This window comes from Pseudomonas sp. GW460-LB5 (assembly GCF_059423245.1).
Window position 1 is genome coordinate 32,619 of the sequence record NZ_JBWKXT010000037.1, and the last position, 16,387, is coordinate 49,005.

Below are 16,387 nucleotides of genomic sequence, written 5' to 3' on the forward strand. Positions count from 1 at the left end.
CAGGACCGCTAGCGAGGGCTGCGCCCTCGATCGCCGGCAAGCCAGCTCCCACAGGTACTGCATAACCGCTAAGCCTGATGCTGTACCTGTGGGAGCTGGCTTGCCGGCAAAGGGCTGCGCAGCAGCCCCAGACGTGATTCCGTCGGACAAATCTTGTCCGACAATCACTGCTTCCCTAGAATATCGCCGCCGCGAATGGCCCTGCCCACGCAGTAGCGAGCATGCCCACCCGATTACCGCGTTTCGCATTTCTCAGGTCGCACCCCGAGCTGGCCCTCAACCTGGGCAGTTGCCTTGCCGTGCTCGCCATCGTGGCCATCGTCAGCTTCCTGCTGGCGCGTGAACGTGACAGCGTCGAGCTGTCAGCCATTCGCTCGTCAAGCAACATTGTCCAGCTGATCGAAAGCGACATCCTGCGCAACGCCGAACTCTACGACCAGTCACTGCAGGGCCTGATCTGGGCCGTCGGGCGCAAGGAGCTGCCGGAAATACCCGGCCCGCTGCGCCAACGCCTGCTGTTCAATGAAGCCTTCGTCGACCGCAAACGCGGCGACGTGCTGTGGCTGGACAAGCAAGGCAATGTGGTGGGCGACTCCACCAGCAGTGTGCCGCGCAAGGCCAACTTTGGCGAAACCGGGGTGTTCAAGGCACACCAGGCCAACGCCAATCTGGGCTTGCTGGTAGGCCCGCCATTCAAGGCCAAGCTCGGCGACCTGGACTGGTGTATCAGCTTCAGCCGGCGTATCTCCGGCCCCGATGGCGAGTTTGCCGGACTGGCAGCAGGCGCATTGCGCCTGTCGTATTTCAGTGAGCTGTTCCAGCGCCTGGACATCGGCGCCGACAGCAGCATCAACCTGTTCAATACCGACGGGCAGCTCCTCGCCCGTCAGCCCTCACGCCCGCAAGACCCGCTGATCGGTTCCAACTATGCCGAGCGGCCCAACTTCAAGCGCATTCTCAGCGAACAGAGCGGTAACTTCACTGCCCGCTCTGGCAGCAACGGCAATCCGCAGATCTATACCTTCGCCCGGGTCGCGCAGCTGCCACTGATCGTGCTGGTGGTGCACTCGGCCGACGAGGTGTTCCAGTCCTGGCGCCGCACTGCGGTTCTGGTCAGCGTCGCCACGGGCGTGCTGTGCGTGGGCATCCTCTGGCTGACCCTGCTCCTGGGCCGCGAACTGCGTCGCCGCCAAGAGGCCGAACAAGGTCTGGCAACATTGGCCGCCACTGATAGCCTGACCGGCCTGGCCAACCGTCGCCGTCTGGACCAGGTGCTGCGCCAGGAGTGGGCGCGTGCGCAGCGCAATGGCAAGCCGCTGGCGGTACTGATGGTGGATGTGGACCATTTCAAGGCGTTCAACCAGCGTCATGGACATGCCGGTGGCGACCACGCGTTGCGGGAGGTAGCCAAGACCATCGAGGCGAGCATCCGCCGGCCGGCAGATCTGGCTGCTCGTTATGGTGGGGAGGAGTTTCAGGTGGTGCTGCCGGAAACCGATCTGGCCGGCGCGCGGCTGCTGGCCGAGCGCATTCGTACAAGTGTAGAAGCGCTGGCACCTTTTGCCGATGACGCCCACGCGGTAACAGTGAGCATCGGCATCGGCCTGTCCGGCACCCAGCACGAACTGAGCAGTGTGCTGGGCGCTGCGGACGAAGCCCTCTACCGGGCCAAGGCCAAGGGCCGCAACCGGGTAGAGGGGCCCGACGCTTAAGAGCGGGCGCGGGCGGCGTTGCGCAGGGCTTTGACCTGGTCATGGTTGCGCTGCACGCCTTGCAGCTGTTTTTCCACCAGTCCATAGGTCATGTCACTGGCGCTGCGGCCCAGCTTTACCAGCTTCTCGCGGGCTTCCTTGTAGGCTTTGAGGGCGTGGTCTTCACCGCGTTCGACCTCGTTCAGCACCGCTTCTTCGTCCTTGCCGGTGACCAGCGACTTCAGGTTCACCCAGCCGCGATGCAAGTCGCCGCTGATGCTGGTGGATGTTTCCGGGTCGCCGCCCAGCCGGCGCACTTCGCTTTGCAGTTCGCCGGCAGCGTTGGCGCATTCACCGGCACGCTGAACGAAGAACGCTTTGAGCTCGGGATTCTTCACATCATCGGCCGAGGCTTTGAATCCTTTCTCGCCATCCTTGCTGTATTCGATCAGGTCGTTGAGTACGTCAATCACGTCTTTGTTGGGGTTGCTCATGGTCGAACTCCTTGGCAGGTGATAGTCATCTACAGAGTTGCAGCGTTCGTGCCATGCTTTCGAGTAAAATAAATCCTTTGTTTTTCAATTACTTATCTAATATTCAAGAATGGCTGATACCGGCGTTCTGCATGATCGCCGCTTGGGGCTTCGTGCAGATTGCAGTATGGTCGGCACTTTTCCACTCAAGGCGCACCGAAGATGAAGCCGGAAATGCTCGAATTGCTGGTGACCCGCAGCATGCCGTTCGGCAAGTACCAAGGGCGCATCATTGCCGACCTGCCGGGGGACTACCTGGCGTGGTTTGCGCGCAAGGGTTTCCCCACGGGTGAGCTGGGCGGGTTGCTGGCGTTGATGCATGAAATCGACCACAACGGGCTGGGGGATCTGCTGGTACCGTTGCGCAACAAGCATGGGCGTTGACCTGCGACGGCCCTATCGCCGGCAAGCCAGCTCCCACAGGATCACGCAGGCCTCAAAATCTGCGCTATCCCTGTAGGAGCTGGCTTGCCGGCGATTAGGGCCAGCGGGGCCAACCAAAAGCTCTAGCCTTTCACTGGCGTCACGGCCAGCTCTACCTGCTCGCTCTTCTTGATCACGGCATACACCACCGCCGTCAGCAGGCTACCCGCCACGATCGCCAGCAAATACAGCAACGCATGGTTAATGGCATTGGGGATCAACAGCACGAACAAGCCGCCGTGCGGCGCCATCAGCTTGCAACCGAAGTACATCGACAATGCCCCGGTCAGCGCACCGCCGGCCACGCTGGCGGGGATCACCCGCAGCGGGTCATTGGCAGCAAACGGAATAGCCCCTTCGGAAATGAAACAAAGCCCCAGGGCCAATGCGGCCTTGCCCGCCTCGCGCTCACTCTGGGCGAACTTGCGCCGGGCCAGGAAGGTGGCGATACCCAGGCCGATCGGCGGCACCATGCCAGCAGCCATGGTCGCCGCCATCGGCGCGTAGCTCGACGATGCCAGCAGCCCCACCGAGAAGGCGTAGGCGGCCTTGTTGATCGGCCCGCCCAGGTCGACACACATCATGCCGCCCAGCAACAGCCCCAGCAGAATGGCATTGGTGGTGCCCATGCTGTCGAGGAAGTGCGTGAGGCCTTCGAGCATGGCTGCCACCGGCTGGCCGACCACGTAGATCATCACCAGGCCGGTGACCAGGCTGGCCAGCAGCGGAATGATCAAGATCGGCTTGAGCGCTTCCAGGCTGCTGGGCAAGCGTGCCCAGCGGGCAATGGCCTTGGCGCTGTAACCGGCAATGAAGCCGGCGACAATGCCACCGATGAAGCCGGCCCCCAAGGTACTGGCCAGCAGGCCACCGATCATGCCCGGCGCAAGCCCCGGGCGGTCGGCGATGGACCAGGCGATATAGCCGGCCAGCAGCGGCACCATAAGCTTGAACGCCGCCTCACCGCCTATCTGCATCAACGCAGCCGGCAAGGTGCCCGGCTGTTTGTAGGCCTCAATACCGAACACGAACGACAGCGCAATCAGCAGGCCGCCAGCCACCACCATGGGCAGCATGAACGACACGCCGGTGAGCAGGTGCTTGTACACACCGGTCTTTTCACCCTTCGCCGTGGTAGCAACCGCTGCGGCATCGGCGCTGTTTTCCACCTTGGCTTCGGCCAGGGCCTTGTCCAGGGTGGCACGTGCCTGCTTGAGTGCAATGCCGGTGCCGCATCGGTAGATGCGCTTGCCGGCAAACCGCGCGGTCGGCACTTCAATGTCAGCAGCTAGCAGCACCACATCCGCTTCAGCAATGGCCTGGGCAGACAACGGGTTACGCGCACCGACCGAGCCTTGGGTCTCGACCGTGAGCTGATATCCCATTAGTTGCGCGGCTTGCTGCAAGGCCTCCGCCGCCATGAACGTGTGCGCGACGCCCGTCGGGCAGGCGGTGACCGCGACAATGCGTGCGCCCGTGCTGCCAACCTCGGGCGGCGCACCTGCTGCGGCCAACAGCGGTTGGGCGTTGGCCGCCGCTTCATCGAGGAAGCCCTCGCGGTCGGCCAGTGCCTGGGCGGGCGTGCTCTGGTAAACCCGCTTGCTGACGAAGCGGGCCAGGTCCACCGGGCCGGTGCTGACCACCAGCACCCAGTCGGCCTCGGCGATCTGCGCGGCACTCAGTTGCCGTTCGGGGTGCCCGGCATCCTGCACTTCTACACTGGTGCTCCAGCCGCGCCGCTGGGCAGCGGCAGACAGCAAGCGCGCGCTCAGCACGCTCGACACCTGGCCGTTGGGGCAGGCGGTGACAATGGCAATGTTCATCGGCAACCCTCTTGTTGTTCTGTCAGTTGCACGGCAGCTTCCAGACACGTCAGTTGCTCACGGTCATGGATGCCGAAGCCAACCTGGGTGACGGCCTGGGCGGCAATCGCGGTGGCGCGGATCAAGGTCTGCGCAGGCGCCTCGCCCTGCAGCAGGCCATGGACCATGCCAGCCACCAACGAATCCCCCGCCCCCACTGTACTGGCAACCCGCACGGTGGGCGGGCAGGCATGCAGGGCCAGGTCGCGGGCGAACCAGCTGACGCCCTGCTCGCCGGCAGACACCACCACGTGTTCCACGCCGCTGGCCAGCAACTGCTCGGCGGCGACGCGTTGCTGCGCCGGGTTATCCACGGCCTGGCCAAGCACTTCGCCAAGTTCTTCGGTATTGGGTTTGACCAGCCAGGGCGCGCTTTGCAGGCCGGCGCGCAGGGCTTCGCCGCTGCTGTCCAGCGCCACCTTGAGGCCAAGGGCCTTCAACTGGTCAAGCAACTGGCGGAACCAGTCGGCGCTGATCCCTCGCGGCAGGCTGCCCGCCACCACCACGGCATCGTGCCCCGGGGCGACCTGCTCCAGCCGCTGCATCAAGGCAATGCATGCCGCTTCGTCGACCTCGGGGCCTTGGCCATTGATGTCAGTCACGCGGCCATCGGCTTCTACCAGCTTGATGTTGCTGCGGGTTTCGCCGGGGACGCGAACAAAGCAGTCGGTAAAGCCACGCCATTCAATCAACGATTCAAACGGCTGCAGGTTATCGCGCCCGAGGAAACCGCCAACGGTCACGCGGTGCCCCAGGTCGGCCAGTACCTGGGCAACGTTCAGCCCTTTGCCCGCCGCGTGGCTCTGTTGTGCATGGCTGCGGTTGACCTGCCCCGGGCGCAGGGTATCAAGGCCGATGGTGATATCCAGCGCCGGGTTCAGGGTGAGGGTAAGGATCTTGGCCATTCAGTAACGCTCCACCAGCGCGCGAACCGCTGCGGCGCTGTCTTGTTGCAGGGCCTCTCGCGCCAGGGCGCGGGCCGTCTGATGATCGGCCTGGCGAACCAGGGCCTTGACTTCGGCAATGCTGCGCGCAGACACGCTGAGTTCGTCCACGTCCAGCCCGAGCAGCACAGGCACCGCCTGCGGATCTGCCGCCAGCTCACCGCATACGCCCACCCACTTGCCGTGGGCATGGGCGGCGCGCACGGTCATGTCGATCAGGCTCAATACTGCCGGGTGCAGGCCGTCGGCCTGGGCCGAAAGGCTGGGGTGGCCACGGTCGATGGCCAGGGTGTATTGGGTCAGGTCGTTGGTGCCGATACTGAAGAAGTCCACTTCGCGCGCCAGTTGCCCAGCCAACAGGGCCGCCGAAGGCACCTCGACCATGATGCCCAGCTGCAGGTCGGCCACGGGAATTTCTGCCCGCAGGCGCTCGACCATGGCCCGCGCCTCGCGCCACTCATGCACCTGGCCCACCATGGGGAACATGATGCGCAGCGGGCGCTGGTCGGCAGCCCTGAGCAAGGCGCGCAGCTGGTCCTCCATCACTTGCGGCCGTTGCAAGGTCAGGCGTACGCCACGCACGCCGAGGAACGGGTTTTCCTCAGCGGTAATCGGCCAGTACGGCAGCGGCTTGTCGCCGCCGACATCGAGGGTGCGCACCACCAGCGGTCGTCCGTCCAGGCCATCGAGCACGCGACGGTACTCAGCCTCCTGGGTGGAAACGTCCGGGGCCTGGGGGTGGGCCATGAAAATCAGTTCGGTGCGCAGCAAGCCGACACCTTCGGCGCCCTGCTCCACCACCTTGGCGATACCGCTGCTCTCACCGATGTTGGCGAACACCTCCACGGCGTGGCCATCGCGGGTGACGGCCGGTTCAAAACGGTTGGCCCAGGCGGCCTGCAAACGCTGTTCGCGCGCATCTCGCTCGGCCAGGGCGCGCTGCAATTCATCCTCCGGCGGTGCCACGCTGACCACGCCGCGTTGGCCATCAAGCAGTAACGGTGTGCCTGCTTCCAACAGCAAGATCGCCGCCCCCGCACCCACCACAGCCGGGATGCCCAAGGCACGGGCGACAATGGCGCTGTGTGCAGTGGCGCCACCCTGAGCAGTGACGATACCGGCGACCCGGCCTGGGTCCAGCCGGGCAACATCGGACGGGCCGACTTCGGTCATCACCAGTACGTAGGGTTGTTCGGGCTCAGCCTGGGCCTGGACACCGCACAACTGCGCCAGCACGCGGCGGCCAACATCGCGCAAGTCAGCGGCGCGCTCGGCCAGCAGGGCATCGTGCAACGCCTCTTGCTGGCGCGCCGCGGCCTCGATCACAGCCATCCACGCTGCCGCAGCGCTCTCCCCCTGGGCAAGGCGCTGCTCGACATCATCGGTCAAGGCCGGGTCGGCGAGCATTTCCTGATGCGTGACGAATATCTCGCCAATGGCCTTGTCGCTGCGCTGGACCAGCGCCTGAAGCTCGCTGGCCACCGTTGCCAAAGCCTGGTGCAACTTTTGCCGTTCCTGGGCGCAGGATTCGCCGCGCAGTGGGTAGTCGAACTCGCGCTCGACACACACATGGGCAGGTCCACTGGCAATGCCGGGCGCAGCGCCCACGCCCTGAACACGGCTACCGGCGGCGGGGGCTTGCAGCACCTGGGCCGCAACACTGGCAATGGGCTCCATGCTCTGCGGCAGCGGCTCTACCTCTTCACCCAGGCCCTGTTCAATGGCAGCCAACAGCACCGGCAAGGCGTCGGCGGCAATACCCGGCTCGGCCACCAGTTCCAGGAGCTGGCCACGACGGGCGCCAAGGCTGAGCAGCTTGCTCAGGCTCTTCACCGACACCGCCGGCTGCGCGCTGTCGACCAGGCGTACACGGATTTCCCCGTCGAAGCCTTTGGCCAGTTGCGCCAGCACCTTGGCCGGGCGGGCATGCAAGCCATGTGGGTTGGCCAGCACGACGCGCGCGCTGGGCCAATCCGCCGGCGCCTCGCCCCCCAGCACTGCCAGCACAGCTCGGCTGCTGGTGGCCTGATAGAGCATCTGCCCGCGGCCTTCGATCAGCACTTCGCACAGGCGCTCAAGCAGGGCCTGGTGAGCGGCGCCAAGGCTGGCCAGGCAGAACAGGCCATTGAGCGGCTGGTCGCGATAACGCAGGGGCTGCTGTGGAGTAACGAAGGCCAGGCCCGGCTGGCGCACCTGGCGCTCGCTGTGCAGCCACCACAGGCCCTCGCCCAGCGGCAGCGGCTCGGCCTGCTGCAGCACCGCGGCAAAACCACTGTCGACGCAGTCGGCACGCTGCAACAGGCGGGCGCCGCGCCAGGCCAGTTCGTCAAAGTCTTCAGCCGGCAGGTTCAGGCCGACCAGTTGTGCATCCAGTGCCAGCTCCTGTGGCGCGCCTTGCAGCAGCTTGAGCAGCGCTTCGGCGGAACTGGCCCGGCGCAGCGCTTCGGCCAGGTCGGTTTCGCCCAAGGCGCGGGTCAGCAGCTGCAGCAAGCGCAGGTGTTCGTCGGAACGGGCGGCGATACCGATGGCCAGGTAGACCATTTGCCCATCGCCCCAGTCTACGCCCTCGGGAAACTGCAGCAGGCGCACGCCGGTGGCATAAACCAGGTCACGGGTTTGCGGGGTGCCATGGGGAATGGCGATGCCCTGGCCAAGGAAGGTGGAGCCTTGCCCCTCGCGGTCCTGCAGCCCTTGCAAGTACCCCTGTGCGACCAGGCCATCAGCGACCAGCCGGTCCGCCAGCAGGCGCAACGCCTCGGCCTTGTCGGCGGCCGTCTGGCCCATGGCTATCTGCTCCTTGGCGAGTTCGAGCATGACCTTCTCCTTTTGCAGTTCCCGGTCGGGTACTGGAGTATTGTTGTGAAATTCACATGAAGGGCCAGTTCAACAGCCTTGCACAGATGGCAGCCGAGGCAGAAAATTCGGCAGCTGAAACGTTTAACCTGACCAGGCGGCCACGTTACTCGATAATCTGCCCGGTAAAAAGCCCCATCCTGTCGGACAATTGCGACAATGGTCGTCTGCGCATGGCGCCAGTACCGGGTCAGAATACCCGGTCCGGCCTCACAGCCAGCCCCGGAAATAACAAGGAAAATTCGGTGAAACTCAGCGATATCGCCCGCCTGGCCGGTGTGTCCGTGACCACTGCCAGCTACGTCATCAACGGCAAGGCTGAACAGCAACGCATCAGTAACAGCACTGTAGAACGGGTACGCGCGGTGGTTGAAGCCCACGGCTTTACCCCCAACCCGCAGGCTGCGGGCCTGCGCAGCCGGCACACGCGCACCCTGGGCTTCATTCTCCCGGATCTGGAGAACCCCAGCTACGCCCGCATCGCCAAGCAGCTGGAACAAGGTGCCCGCGCCCGTGGCTATCAGCTGCTTATCGCCAGCAGCGATGACCAGCCCGACAGCGAGCGCCAGTTGCAGCAACTGTTCCGCGCGCGCCGTTGTGATGCCCTGTTCGTCGCCAGCTGCCTGCCGCCGGAAGACGACAGCTACCGCGAAATGCAGGACAAAGGCCTGCCGGTGATAGCCATCGACCGCCGCCTGGACCCTGCGCACTTCTGCTCGGTTATCAGCGATGACCGCGATGCCAGCCGCCAACTGGCCGCCAGCCTGCTCAGCGCAGCCCCGCGCAGCATTGCCCTGATTGGCGCACGCCCCGAGCTGTCGGTCAGCCAGGCACGTGCCGGCGGGTTCGACGAAGCCCTGCAAGGCTATGCCGGTGATGTGCGTCGCTACCAGGGCGAGGCATTCAGCCGTGAGTGCGGCCAGCGCCTGATGCAACAGCTTATCAATGACCTGGGCGGCCTGCCGGATGCCCTGGTGACCACCTCGTACGTGCTGCTGCAAGGGGTGTTCGACACATTGCAGGCGCGCCCTGCCGACTCGCGCCAGCTGCAGTTGGGCACCTTTGGCGACAACCAGTTGCTCGACTTCCTGCCGCTACCGGTCAATGCCATGGCGCAGCAGCATGGCCTGATTGCCGCCACTGCGCTGGAGCTGGCGCTGGCCGCAATCGAGGAAAAACGCTACGAACCTGGCGTGCATGCTGTCGGCCGCACCTTCAAGCAGCGCATCACGGCGGCCTGAGCATGCGCCTGATCGACACCCACACCCACCTGGACTTCCCCGAGTTCGACGCCGATCGCCCGCGCCTGTTGGCCAACGCGGCGGCGCGCGGGGTGGAACGGATGGTGGTGCTGGGGGTTTACCAGGCAAATTTCCAACGGGTGTGGGACCTGGCCTGCGCCGATCAGCGCCTGTTCGCGGCACTGGGCCTGCACCCGGTGTACCTCGACCAGCATCGCCCGGAGCATTTGACGCAATTGCGCGAATGGCTGGAACGCCTGCACGGCGACCCACGGCTCTGCGCCGTGGGTGAGTTTGGCCTGGACTACTATCTCGAAGACCTGGACAAAACGCGCCAACAGGACCTGTTCGAAGCGCAACTGCACATGGCCTGCGACTTCGAGCTGCCCGCGCTGTTGCACGTGCGCCGCAGCCATGCCCAGGTGATCGCCACGCTCAAGCGCTACAGGCCGGCGCGGGCGGGAGTGATTCATGCGTTTGCCGGCAGTTACGAAGAGGCGCGTGAATATATCAAGCTGGGATTTCGGCTTGGGCTTGGCGGTGCCGGCACCTGGCCACAGGCGCTGCGGCTGCGCAAGACGCTGGCGCGGCTGCCACTGGAGAGTGTAGTGCTGGAGACCGATGCGCCGGATATGGCGCCGGTGATGTATGCGGGGCAACGGAACAGCCCGGAGCATCTGCCGGACATTGCCGGGGCGCTGGCCCTGGTGATGGGAGTGGATGTAGAGGCGCTGGCGCAGGCCAGTAGCCGCAATGCTTGCGAATTGTTTGGCTGGTGCTCGCCTTTGTAGTTGCTGCGCCTGGCAGATCGAGCGCCGCGCGGGCGGCGCTCGATCTGCCAGGCGACGCAAATAGCAAGGCGACCCTATGTCAGACCAGCACGGTCCACAGCGCAAACCCGGCATACCACAGCACTGCACAGCGCAGCAGCAGCTCCCAAAGGCTGTCCAGCCGCCCCAGGCCACGCTGACTGTCTTCTTCCTCGGGAATGTCATCGGCAATACGCCCCACCCGCGCCACCAGGTGTGCAGCGCTGATGTGCCAGTTGAGCACCTCGTGCAGCATCACCCGGGTCACTGCGAGGAAGTTGCCCACCAGCGCAAAGCTCATTGCCATCAAGCGCACCGGTAGCCAGTCCATGATGTGCCGCAGCTGTTCGGCACGCGCCTTCAGCGCAGGCTGCTGGCTGTGCTCGCCGCACAGCGCCACCAGTCGATAAGCCAGCGCCGCACCAGGGCCTAGCACGAAATACCAGAAGATCACCGCAAAAAACCCTTGGTACACCTGCCACAGCAAGTTGCCCTGCACACGCACCAACAGGCTGTGCGGCTCATCCGCCACCACGCCCAGGTCGCGCTCTGCAACATGCAGCGTCGCTTGGTCGTCACCCCGCCGCCAGGCATCACGGAACGGGCCCAGCGACGCCTTGGCATCGCCACGGCCCAGGCTGTAGACCAGCACCAGCAAATGCACCGGCAAGGCCAAAAGCCCATAGGCCACCGGTTCCAGCACATGCAGCAGCAACACCAGCAGCGCTACCGGTGCCAGCACCACGACGGCCAGCGTCCACCAGGGGTGCACCTTGCCGCTGCGCTCCAGGCGAAGCAGCTCGCCAAGGAAGAACCCGTCACGCTGCACTTGATGCCGCAGGGCCGAAAACTTCTCGACCCACAGCGCCAGCAACAACACCAGAAAACTCATGCCTTGTCCTCGTTGTGCAACAACGCTTCGCGGTAGCGCGGCCAATCGAAAGACGGGCCGGGGTCGGTCTTGCGTTGTGGGGCAATGTCGCTGTGGCCCTGAATACGGCCCAGGTCGATGGCCGGCCAGGCGCTACGAATGTGCCGGGTAAGCTGCTCCAGCACGGCGTACTGAGCATCGGTATAGGGCAGGTCGTCGGTGCCTTCCAGCTCTATGCCGATGGAAAAATCGTTACAGCCTTCACGCCCGTCGAAGCACGACACACCCGCGTGCCAGGCACGCTCGAGCAACGAAACGAACTGGGTCACCGCGCCGTCACGCTCGACGAACAGGTGCGCCGAAACGGTGAGGTGGCTGATGCTGGCGAAATAAGGGTGTTCGTTGGGGTCCAGGCGGTTCTGGAAGAACTGCTGCACCTTGCCGGTACCAAAACAGGCCGGCGGCAGGCTGATGTTGTGGATCACCAGCAGGGAAACCGATTCGCCTTCGGGGCGGGCATTGAAGTTCGGCGAGGGGCAGTGGGTGATTCCGATTCCGTGGAACCAGCCAGTGGCACGGTCCAATTGCATGGGGCAAATCCTGAAAGCGCCTTGAACAGACCCACAGTATGCCCTGCCGCCAACACCGTTTGCATGTGAATGATTGTAATGTTGCCGCCTACCTCACCGGTGGCTGCCGCAGCCCATCGAGCACCGCTTCCAGCGCCCGCTCGAACAACAACCCGTCATCCAGCAGCCGCACGTCCCCTCGCTGTAGCGCCTGGGCCAGGCCGGCACCGTTCCACTCTCTCACCTTCATGCCGGTGCGGTTGGCAAACACCAGCCTGTCGCTGCTGCCGATACGCGCCACCAGTTTGCAGCGCAACGGTTCGTCGTCATCAAGTACTTCGACCCAGTTACCGATGCGCAAGCGCTGCACCTGCCGCAACGCGGCTGCCTGGCCTTCGGCAACGTGCAGCGGCGCGCAGGACGGTTCTTCGGCAATCGCCAGCACAATATCTTCGTCCACCCGCACTTCGGCCAAGGGTTGCTCATGGCCAACCGGTAACTCAGCGCCTGTGCAGGCACGCAAGTGCAATTGCTCCAGTTGCAGGAAGAACTCGCGGGTTGCCGCCGAGTTCAGGGCCACACTGGCCAACCCATCGCGCAGCGCCTTGAGCAGCCCAGGTACCTGCTGCAACAGCGCTTGCGGTTCATGCCCAGGGGTGATGCTGGCCAATAGCGTGTCCAGCGTGTGCAGGGCATCCCGCCAAGCCTGGGAGGCCTCACCATGCTTGAGCCAGGCCAGCAGCAGCACCTGGCTCCAGGCCTGTACCAGCATTTGCACCACCACCAAAGGCAGTACCCGGCCCCGCAGGCGCTGGTTGAGCACCCGCTGCACCTGCTGCCGGGCCTGCAGGGCACGGGCGCGTCCTTCTTCGGCGTCGCGAGTGCGCTGCTCAAGCAACTCGTTGCGCCGCCGCTCCTCCTGGTTGAACGCAAGAAACTCGTCGAGCAGGTCGGTGAAAATGCCGACATCTTCGGCAAAATCATTGATCAAGCGCTGGACCACGCGCTCTACCCGTAAGTGCAGGCTGTCGCGCAGACCTTCGCCGCTGCACTCCCAGCCAATAGCTGCGCCAGCGATTTCGTTAAGCAGCCGGCGTGCAGGGTGGCTGGCCCGACTGAACAGCCCCTTGTCCAGCAGTGCCACCTTTAACAATGGGATATGCAACCGCGCGATCAACGCACGCAGGCTGGCCGGCAGGTTGTCATCGCCCTGAATACAGGCGAACAGCAGGCCAACCAGGTTGATCGTGTCTTCGTCGGCCACGGCTATGCGCCGCCGGGTGCCGCTGCGCACGCTGACCCTCAGCAGCAATTGTTCAAGCTGTTGGCCGAGTTCAAAATCCTCAGCCTCGCCGGCAGCGGGTACGTAGTGCTGCAAATGCGAAAGCAGGCGGACCAGGTCTGCGGTGCTGATGGACTGGGCGGCAGCCACCGCCTGCAATCGGGGTGCGAACTGCCCACGCGCCGGGGCCAGCAAGGTTTGCAAAGAGGCAAAGAACGCCTGCCCTGCCGCATCTGCGCTCGCTCCCTGGCCTTGGCTTGCCACCCGCTGGCTTGCCATCATGCGCTGATCCTCGGCGCGACGGCGCGGGGCCGGTTGCAACTCGGGCAGCACACCGGCGACGGCCAGCAATTGATTGGCTTCGGCATAGATGACGTCCAGATCGCGCAAGACATAACGCTCGAACAGCTTGAGCAGGACCAGTTTGACCCTCAGGCCAACCCCCAGGTTCCGGCCAGCCTCAAGGAAGTAGCCGCACAGCGCGGCAGGGCCCAGTGGGCTGCATTGCTCATGCACGGGGCGATCGAGCAGGGCCTGCAACCGCAGGCCCAGTTGCTGCAGGGCAATGCCATCACGCGACAGCACCCGCGCAACCATGCATTCGATGGCCGCAGCCCGCTCGAGTTGCATCTTGTTGCGCAGGTTGCCCGGTTCGGCGAGAGGCGCCAGCAGGTCGACATGGCCGATGCGGGAATAGGTGTCATAAAACGTATCAAGGAAGCCGCGTTCGATACTTTTTCGCTTCAGACGCAGATCGCGCATGGCCTCGAAATACAGATTCTGGTCACAACGGTCCACGGCCTTGTCGGCCATTCCGAACAAGGTGTCATCGGCATTGTCGAACAGCGCCTGCAAGCCCTGACGCAGTTGCAACGCAGCCTTGTCGCGCACTTGCAGGAGCAATACCGGAAGGCAAGGAAGAGGCGTGCGCCCCCCTCGGTCGATGGCTGCCGCCAGGGGCACCACCTTGCCTTCGTTTTGCATCCTGGACTCCTTGCAGGTTGTCATGCCCGAAAGGGCTGAAAATCGTCAAAGCTATGACGCCAAATACTGGTCGCCATTATCGGTAAAAAATCTCACAGCTGCCAGCGCCGATTCATGGGCGGTCAACGCCCTCATTTGCAGTCATCGCCCAGCAAGACCGACCAAGGGTCATAGCCCAGGCAGCTGTACACATCTGGCCCCTGCCCTATAATCGCCGGCATCTTGCTTGTGGAGCCGACCATGCCGAACCTACGCCTTGCCGACCTGACCGCTGAAATCGAAGCCAACGTGCGCCGCGCACTGTTGGAGGACATCGGCAGTGGCGATATCACCGCGCAGCTGATCCCGGCCGAGCGCCTGGCCAAGGCGACCATCATCACCCGCGAGGACTGCGTGATTGCCGGCACTGCCTGGGTTGACGCCGTGTTTCGCCAGCTCGACCCGCGCGTTGCAGTGCACTGGCAGGTGGCCGACGGTGAACGGGCTACTGCCAATCAGCCGCTGTTCCACCTGGAAGGCCCGGCCCGCTCGCTGCTCAGTGGTGAACGCAGTGCGCTGAACTTCCTGCAGCTGCTGTCGGGCGTGGCCACCCGCGCGCGCGCGCTCGCCGACCTGGTGGCAGGCACGCAAGTGCGCCTGCTGGACACCCGCAAAACCCTGCCAGGCCTGCGCCTGGCGCAGAAGTACGCGGTGACCTGCGGCGGTTGCGACAACCACCGCATTGGCCTGTACGACGCCTTCCTGATCAAGGAAAACCACATTGCCGCCAGCGGCGGCGTAGCCCAGGCAGTGACAGCGGCGCACCGCATTGCGCCGGGCAAGCCGGTGGAAATCGAGGTGGAAAGCCTGGATGAACTGCGCGAGGCGCTGGCCGCTGGCGCGGATATCATCATGCTCGACGAGCTGAACCTGGACGAAATGCGCGAAGCGGTACGCATTACCGCTGGCAAAGCCAAGCTTGAGGCCAGTGGCGGGGTGAACGAGACGACCTTGCGGGTGATTGCCGAGACTGGGGTGGACTACATCTCGATTGGCGCCATGACCAAGGATGTGAAAGCCGTGGACCTGTCCATGCGGTTGAGCCTGTGAGCTGACCGCAGGCAATAAAAAACCGGCCTTTCGGCCGGTTTTTTTGGGGCGCTATCTGATCAGAACGAGGCGTTGGCCAGCCCGTCCAGGTAACGCTCCACGTCAAGGGCCGCCATGCAGCCAGCGCCGGCCGAGGTAATGGCCTGACGGTAAACGTGGTCAGCCACGTCACCCGCAGCGAACACACCTTCAACGTTGGTGGCGGTGGCGTTGCCTTCACGGCCGCCGTTGACTACCAGGTAGCCGTCCTTGAGGGTCAGCTGGCCTTCGAACAGCGACGTGTTCGGGGTGTGGCCAATGGCAATGAATACGCCGTCGACCTTGATTTCGTCGCTGCTGCCGTCGTTGTTCTTCAGGCGCGCACCGGTCACACCCATGTTGTCACCCAATACTTCGTCCAGGGTGGCGTTGAGCTTGAGCTCGATCTTGCCTTCGGCCACACGGGCGTTGAGTTTGTCGACCAGGATCTTCTCGGCGCGGAAGGTCTCGCGGCGGTGCACCAGGGTTACCTTGCTGGCGATGTTGGCCAGGTACAGCGCCTCTTCCACGGCAGTGTTGCCGCCGCCAACCACGGCGACTGGCTTGTTGCGGTAGAAGAAACCGTCGCAGGTGGCGCAGGCCGAAACGCCCTTGCCCATGAAGGCCTCTTCCGACGGCAGGCCCAGGTAGCGGGCGCTGGCACCAGTAGCGATGATCAGTGCGTCGCAGGTGTACTTGCCGCTGTCACCCTGCAGGGTGAACGGCTTGTTGGCCAAGTCGACGGCGTTGATGTGGTCGAAGACGATTTCGGTTTCGAAGCGCTCGGCGTGTTCCTGCATGCGCTGCATCAGGGCCGGGCCGGTCAGGCCGTGTGGGTCGCCCGGCCAGTTGTCGACTTCGGTAGTGGTAGTCAGCTGGCCGCCGGCCTGCATGCCGGTGATCAGCAGCGGCTTGAGGTTGGCGCGGGCCGCATAGACCGCAGCGCTGTATCCGGCAGGGCCGGAACCGAGAATGATGACGCGCGAATGACGTACTTCAGACATGTCGAACTCCTGTCGAGCCGGCCGCTCGGGCCGGCATCGGTGTACCGGCTGCGCCAGCTGGAAAATTAAAACGGACCCACGCAGCACTTGGGGAAGGCTACAACGCGCAGGCCCTGAAAGCGAAAAGTTGAGCGCACTGTAGCGAGGTCGCAAAGATTAAGGAAATATCCTTAGACAATCCACCTCATAGGCATCGTCTATTCACTGTTTTCAT

Annotated in this window: 13 protein-coding genes; 5 read left to right on the forward strand and 8 right to left on the reverse strand. The window is 64.1% G+C overall.

Going from position 1 to position 16,387, the window contains the following annotated elements; genetic code table 11:
- The first annotated feature begins 221 nt into the window (after positions 1-221).
- Entirely contained in the window at positions 222-1,712 is a 1,491-nt protein-coding gene (locus AC07XM_RS20650; RefSeq protein WP_016484924.1) for a sensor domain-containing diguanylate cyclase, read from the forward strand.
- Here the strand turns inward: AC07XM_RS20650 and AC07XM_RS20655 are convergent.
- The gene (locus tag AC07XM_RS20655; protein WP_016484923.1) at positions 1,709-2,185 is read right to left on the reverse strand and encodes a ferritin-like domain-containing protein; all 477 of its coding nucleotides are present in this window, start codon (positions 2,183-2,185) and stop codon (positions 1,709-1,711) included. The two genes, AC07XM_RS20650 and AC07XM_RS20655, sit on opposite strands and share 4 nt — an antisense overlap.
- Before the next feature lie 201 nt (positions 2,186-2,386).
- Here AC07XM_RS20655 and AC07XM_RS20660 point away from each other — a divergent pair, with 201 nt between their 5' ends.
- A complete protein-coding gene (locus AC07XM_RS20660; RefSeq protein WP_016484922.1) occupies positions 2,387-2,608 on the forward strand; it encodes a DUF3820 family protein in 222 nt (73 codons plus the stop codon).
- A 122-nt stretch (positions 2,609-2,730) separates the two neighbouring features.
- Here AC07XM_RS20660 and AC07XM_RS20665 read toward each other — a convergent pair whose 3' ends face one another.
- Genes AC07XM_RS20665 through ptsP form a run of 3 tightly spaced genes read right to left on the reverse strand, consistent with a single transcriptional unit; the run spans position 2,731 to position 8,267 of the window.
- Complete coding sequence (locus AC07XM_RS20665) at positions 2,731-4,470, reverse strand: PTS fructose-like transporter subunit IIB (RefSeq protein ID WP_102689655.1); 1,740 nt, start codon at positions 4,468-4,470, stop codon at positions 2,731-2,733.
- Positions 4,467-5,414, reverse strand: a complete 948-nt coding sequence (gene pfkB / locus AC07XM_RS20670; protein ID WP_016484920.1) for a 1-phosphofructokinase — start codon at positions 5,412-5,414, stop codon at positions 4,467-4,469. The genes AC07XM_RS20665 and pfkB overlap by 4 nt, the downstream gene beginning before the upstream one ends.
- The gene (gene ptsP / locus AC07XM_RS20675; RefSeq protein WP_102689656.1) at positions 5,415-8,267 is read right to left on the reverse strand and encodes a phosphoenolpyruvate--protein phosphotransferase; all 2,853 of its coding nucleotides are present in this window, start codon (positions 8,265-8,267) and stop codon (positions 5,415-5,417) included.
- 284 nt (positions 8,268-8,551) lie between these two features.
- Between ptsP and cra the strand changes: the two genes are divergently transcribed.
- Together cra and AC07XM_RS20685 are read left to right on the forward strand one after the other, a co-directional pair.
- Entirely contained in the window at positions 8,552-9,547 is a 996-nt protein-coding gene (gene cra / locus AC07XM_RS20680; RefSeq protein WP_024717667.1) for a catabolite repressor/activator, read from the forward strand.
- Between the two features lie 2 nt (positions 9,548-9,549).
- Complete coding sequence (locus tag AC07XM_RS20685; protein WP_102689657.1) at positions 9,550-10,338, forward strand: TatD family hydrolase; 789 nt, start codon at positions 9,550-9,552, stop codon at positions 10,336-10,338.
- A gap of 79 nt (positions 10,339-10,417) precedes the next feature.
- Here AC07XM_RS20685 and ampE read toward each other — a convergent pair whose 3' ends face one another.
- The 3 genes from ampE to AC07XM_RS20700 all read right to left on the reverse strand — a co-directional run bounded on the left by ampE (position 10,418) and on the right by AC07XM_RS20700 (position 14,062).
- Positions 10,418-11,248 (reverse strand): regulatory signaling modulator protein AmpE, encoded by an 831-nt coding sequence (gene ampE, locus AC07XM_RS20690; RefSeq protein ID WP_024717666.1) that lies wholly within the window; start codon positions 11,246-11,248, stop codon positions 10,418-10,420.
- A complete protein-coding gene (ampD, locus tag AC07XM_RS20695; RefSeq protein ID WP_016484915.1) occupies positions 11,245-11,817 on the reverse strand; it encodes a 1,6-anhydro-N-acetylmuramyl-L-alanine amidase AmpD in 573 nt (190 codons plus the stop codon). Before ampD ends, ampE begins: the two co-directional genes overlap by 4 nt.
- A gap of 88 nt (positions 11,818-11,905) precedes the next feature.
- The gene (locus AC07XM_RS20700) at positions 11,906-14,062 is read right to left on the reverse strand and encodes a DUF1631 domain-containing protein (protein WP_023047698.1); all 2,157 of its coding nucleotides are present in this window, start codon (positions 14,060-14,062) and stop codon (positions 11,906-11,908) included.
- A 240-nt stretch (positions 14,063-14,302) separates the two neighbouring features.
- Between AC07XM_RS20700 and nadC the strand changes: the two genes are divergently transcribed.
- Positions 14,303-15,151, forward strand: a complete 849-nt coding sequence (gene nadC, locus AC07XM_RS20705) for a carboxylating nicotinate-nucleotide diphosphorylase (protein ID WP_060517676.1) — start codon at positions 14,303-14,305, stop codon at positions 15,149-15,151.
- 59 nt (positions 15,152-15,210) lie between these two features.
- Here nadC and trxB read toward each other — a convergent pair whose 3' ends face one another.
- A complete protein-coding gene (trxB, locus tag AC07XM_RS20710) occupies positions 15,211-16,173 on the reverse strand; it encodes a thioredoxin-disulfide reductase (RefSeq protein WP_016484911.1) in 963 nt (320 codons plus the stop codon).
- Between the last annotated feature and the right edge of the window lie 214 nt (positions 16,174-16,387).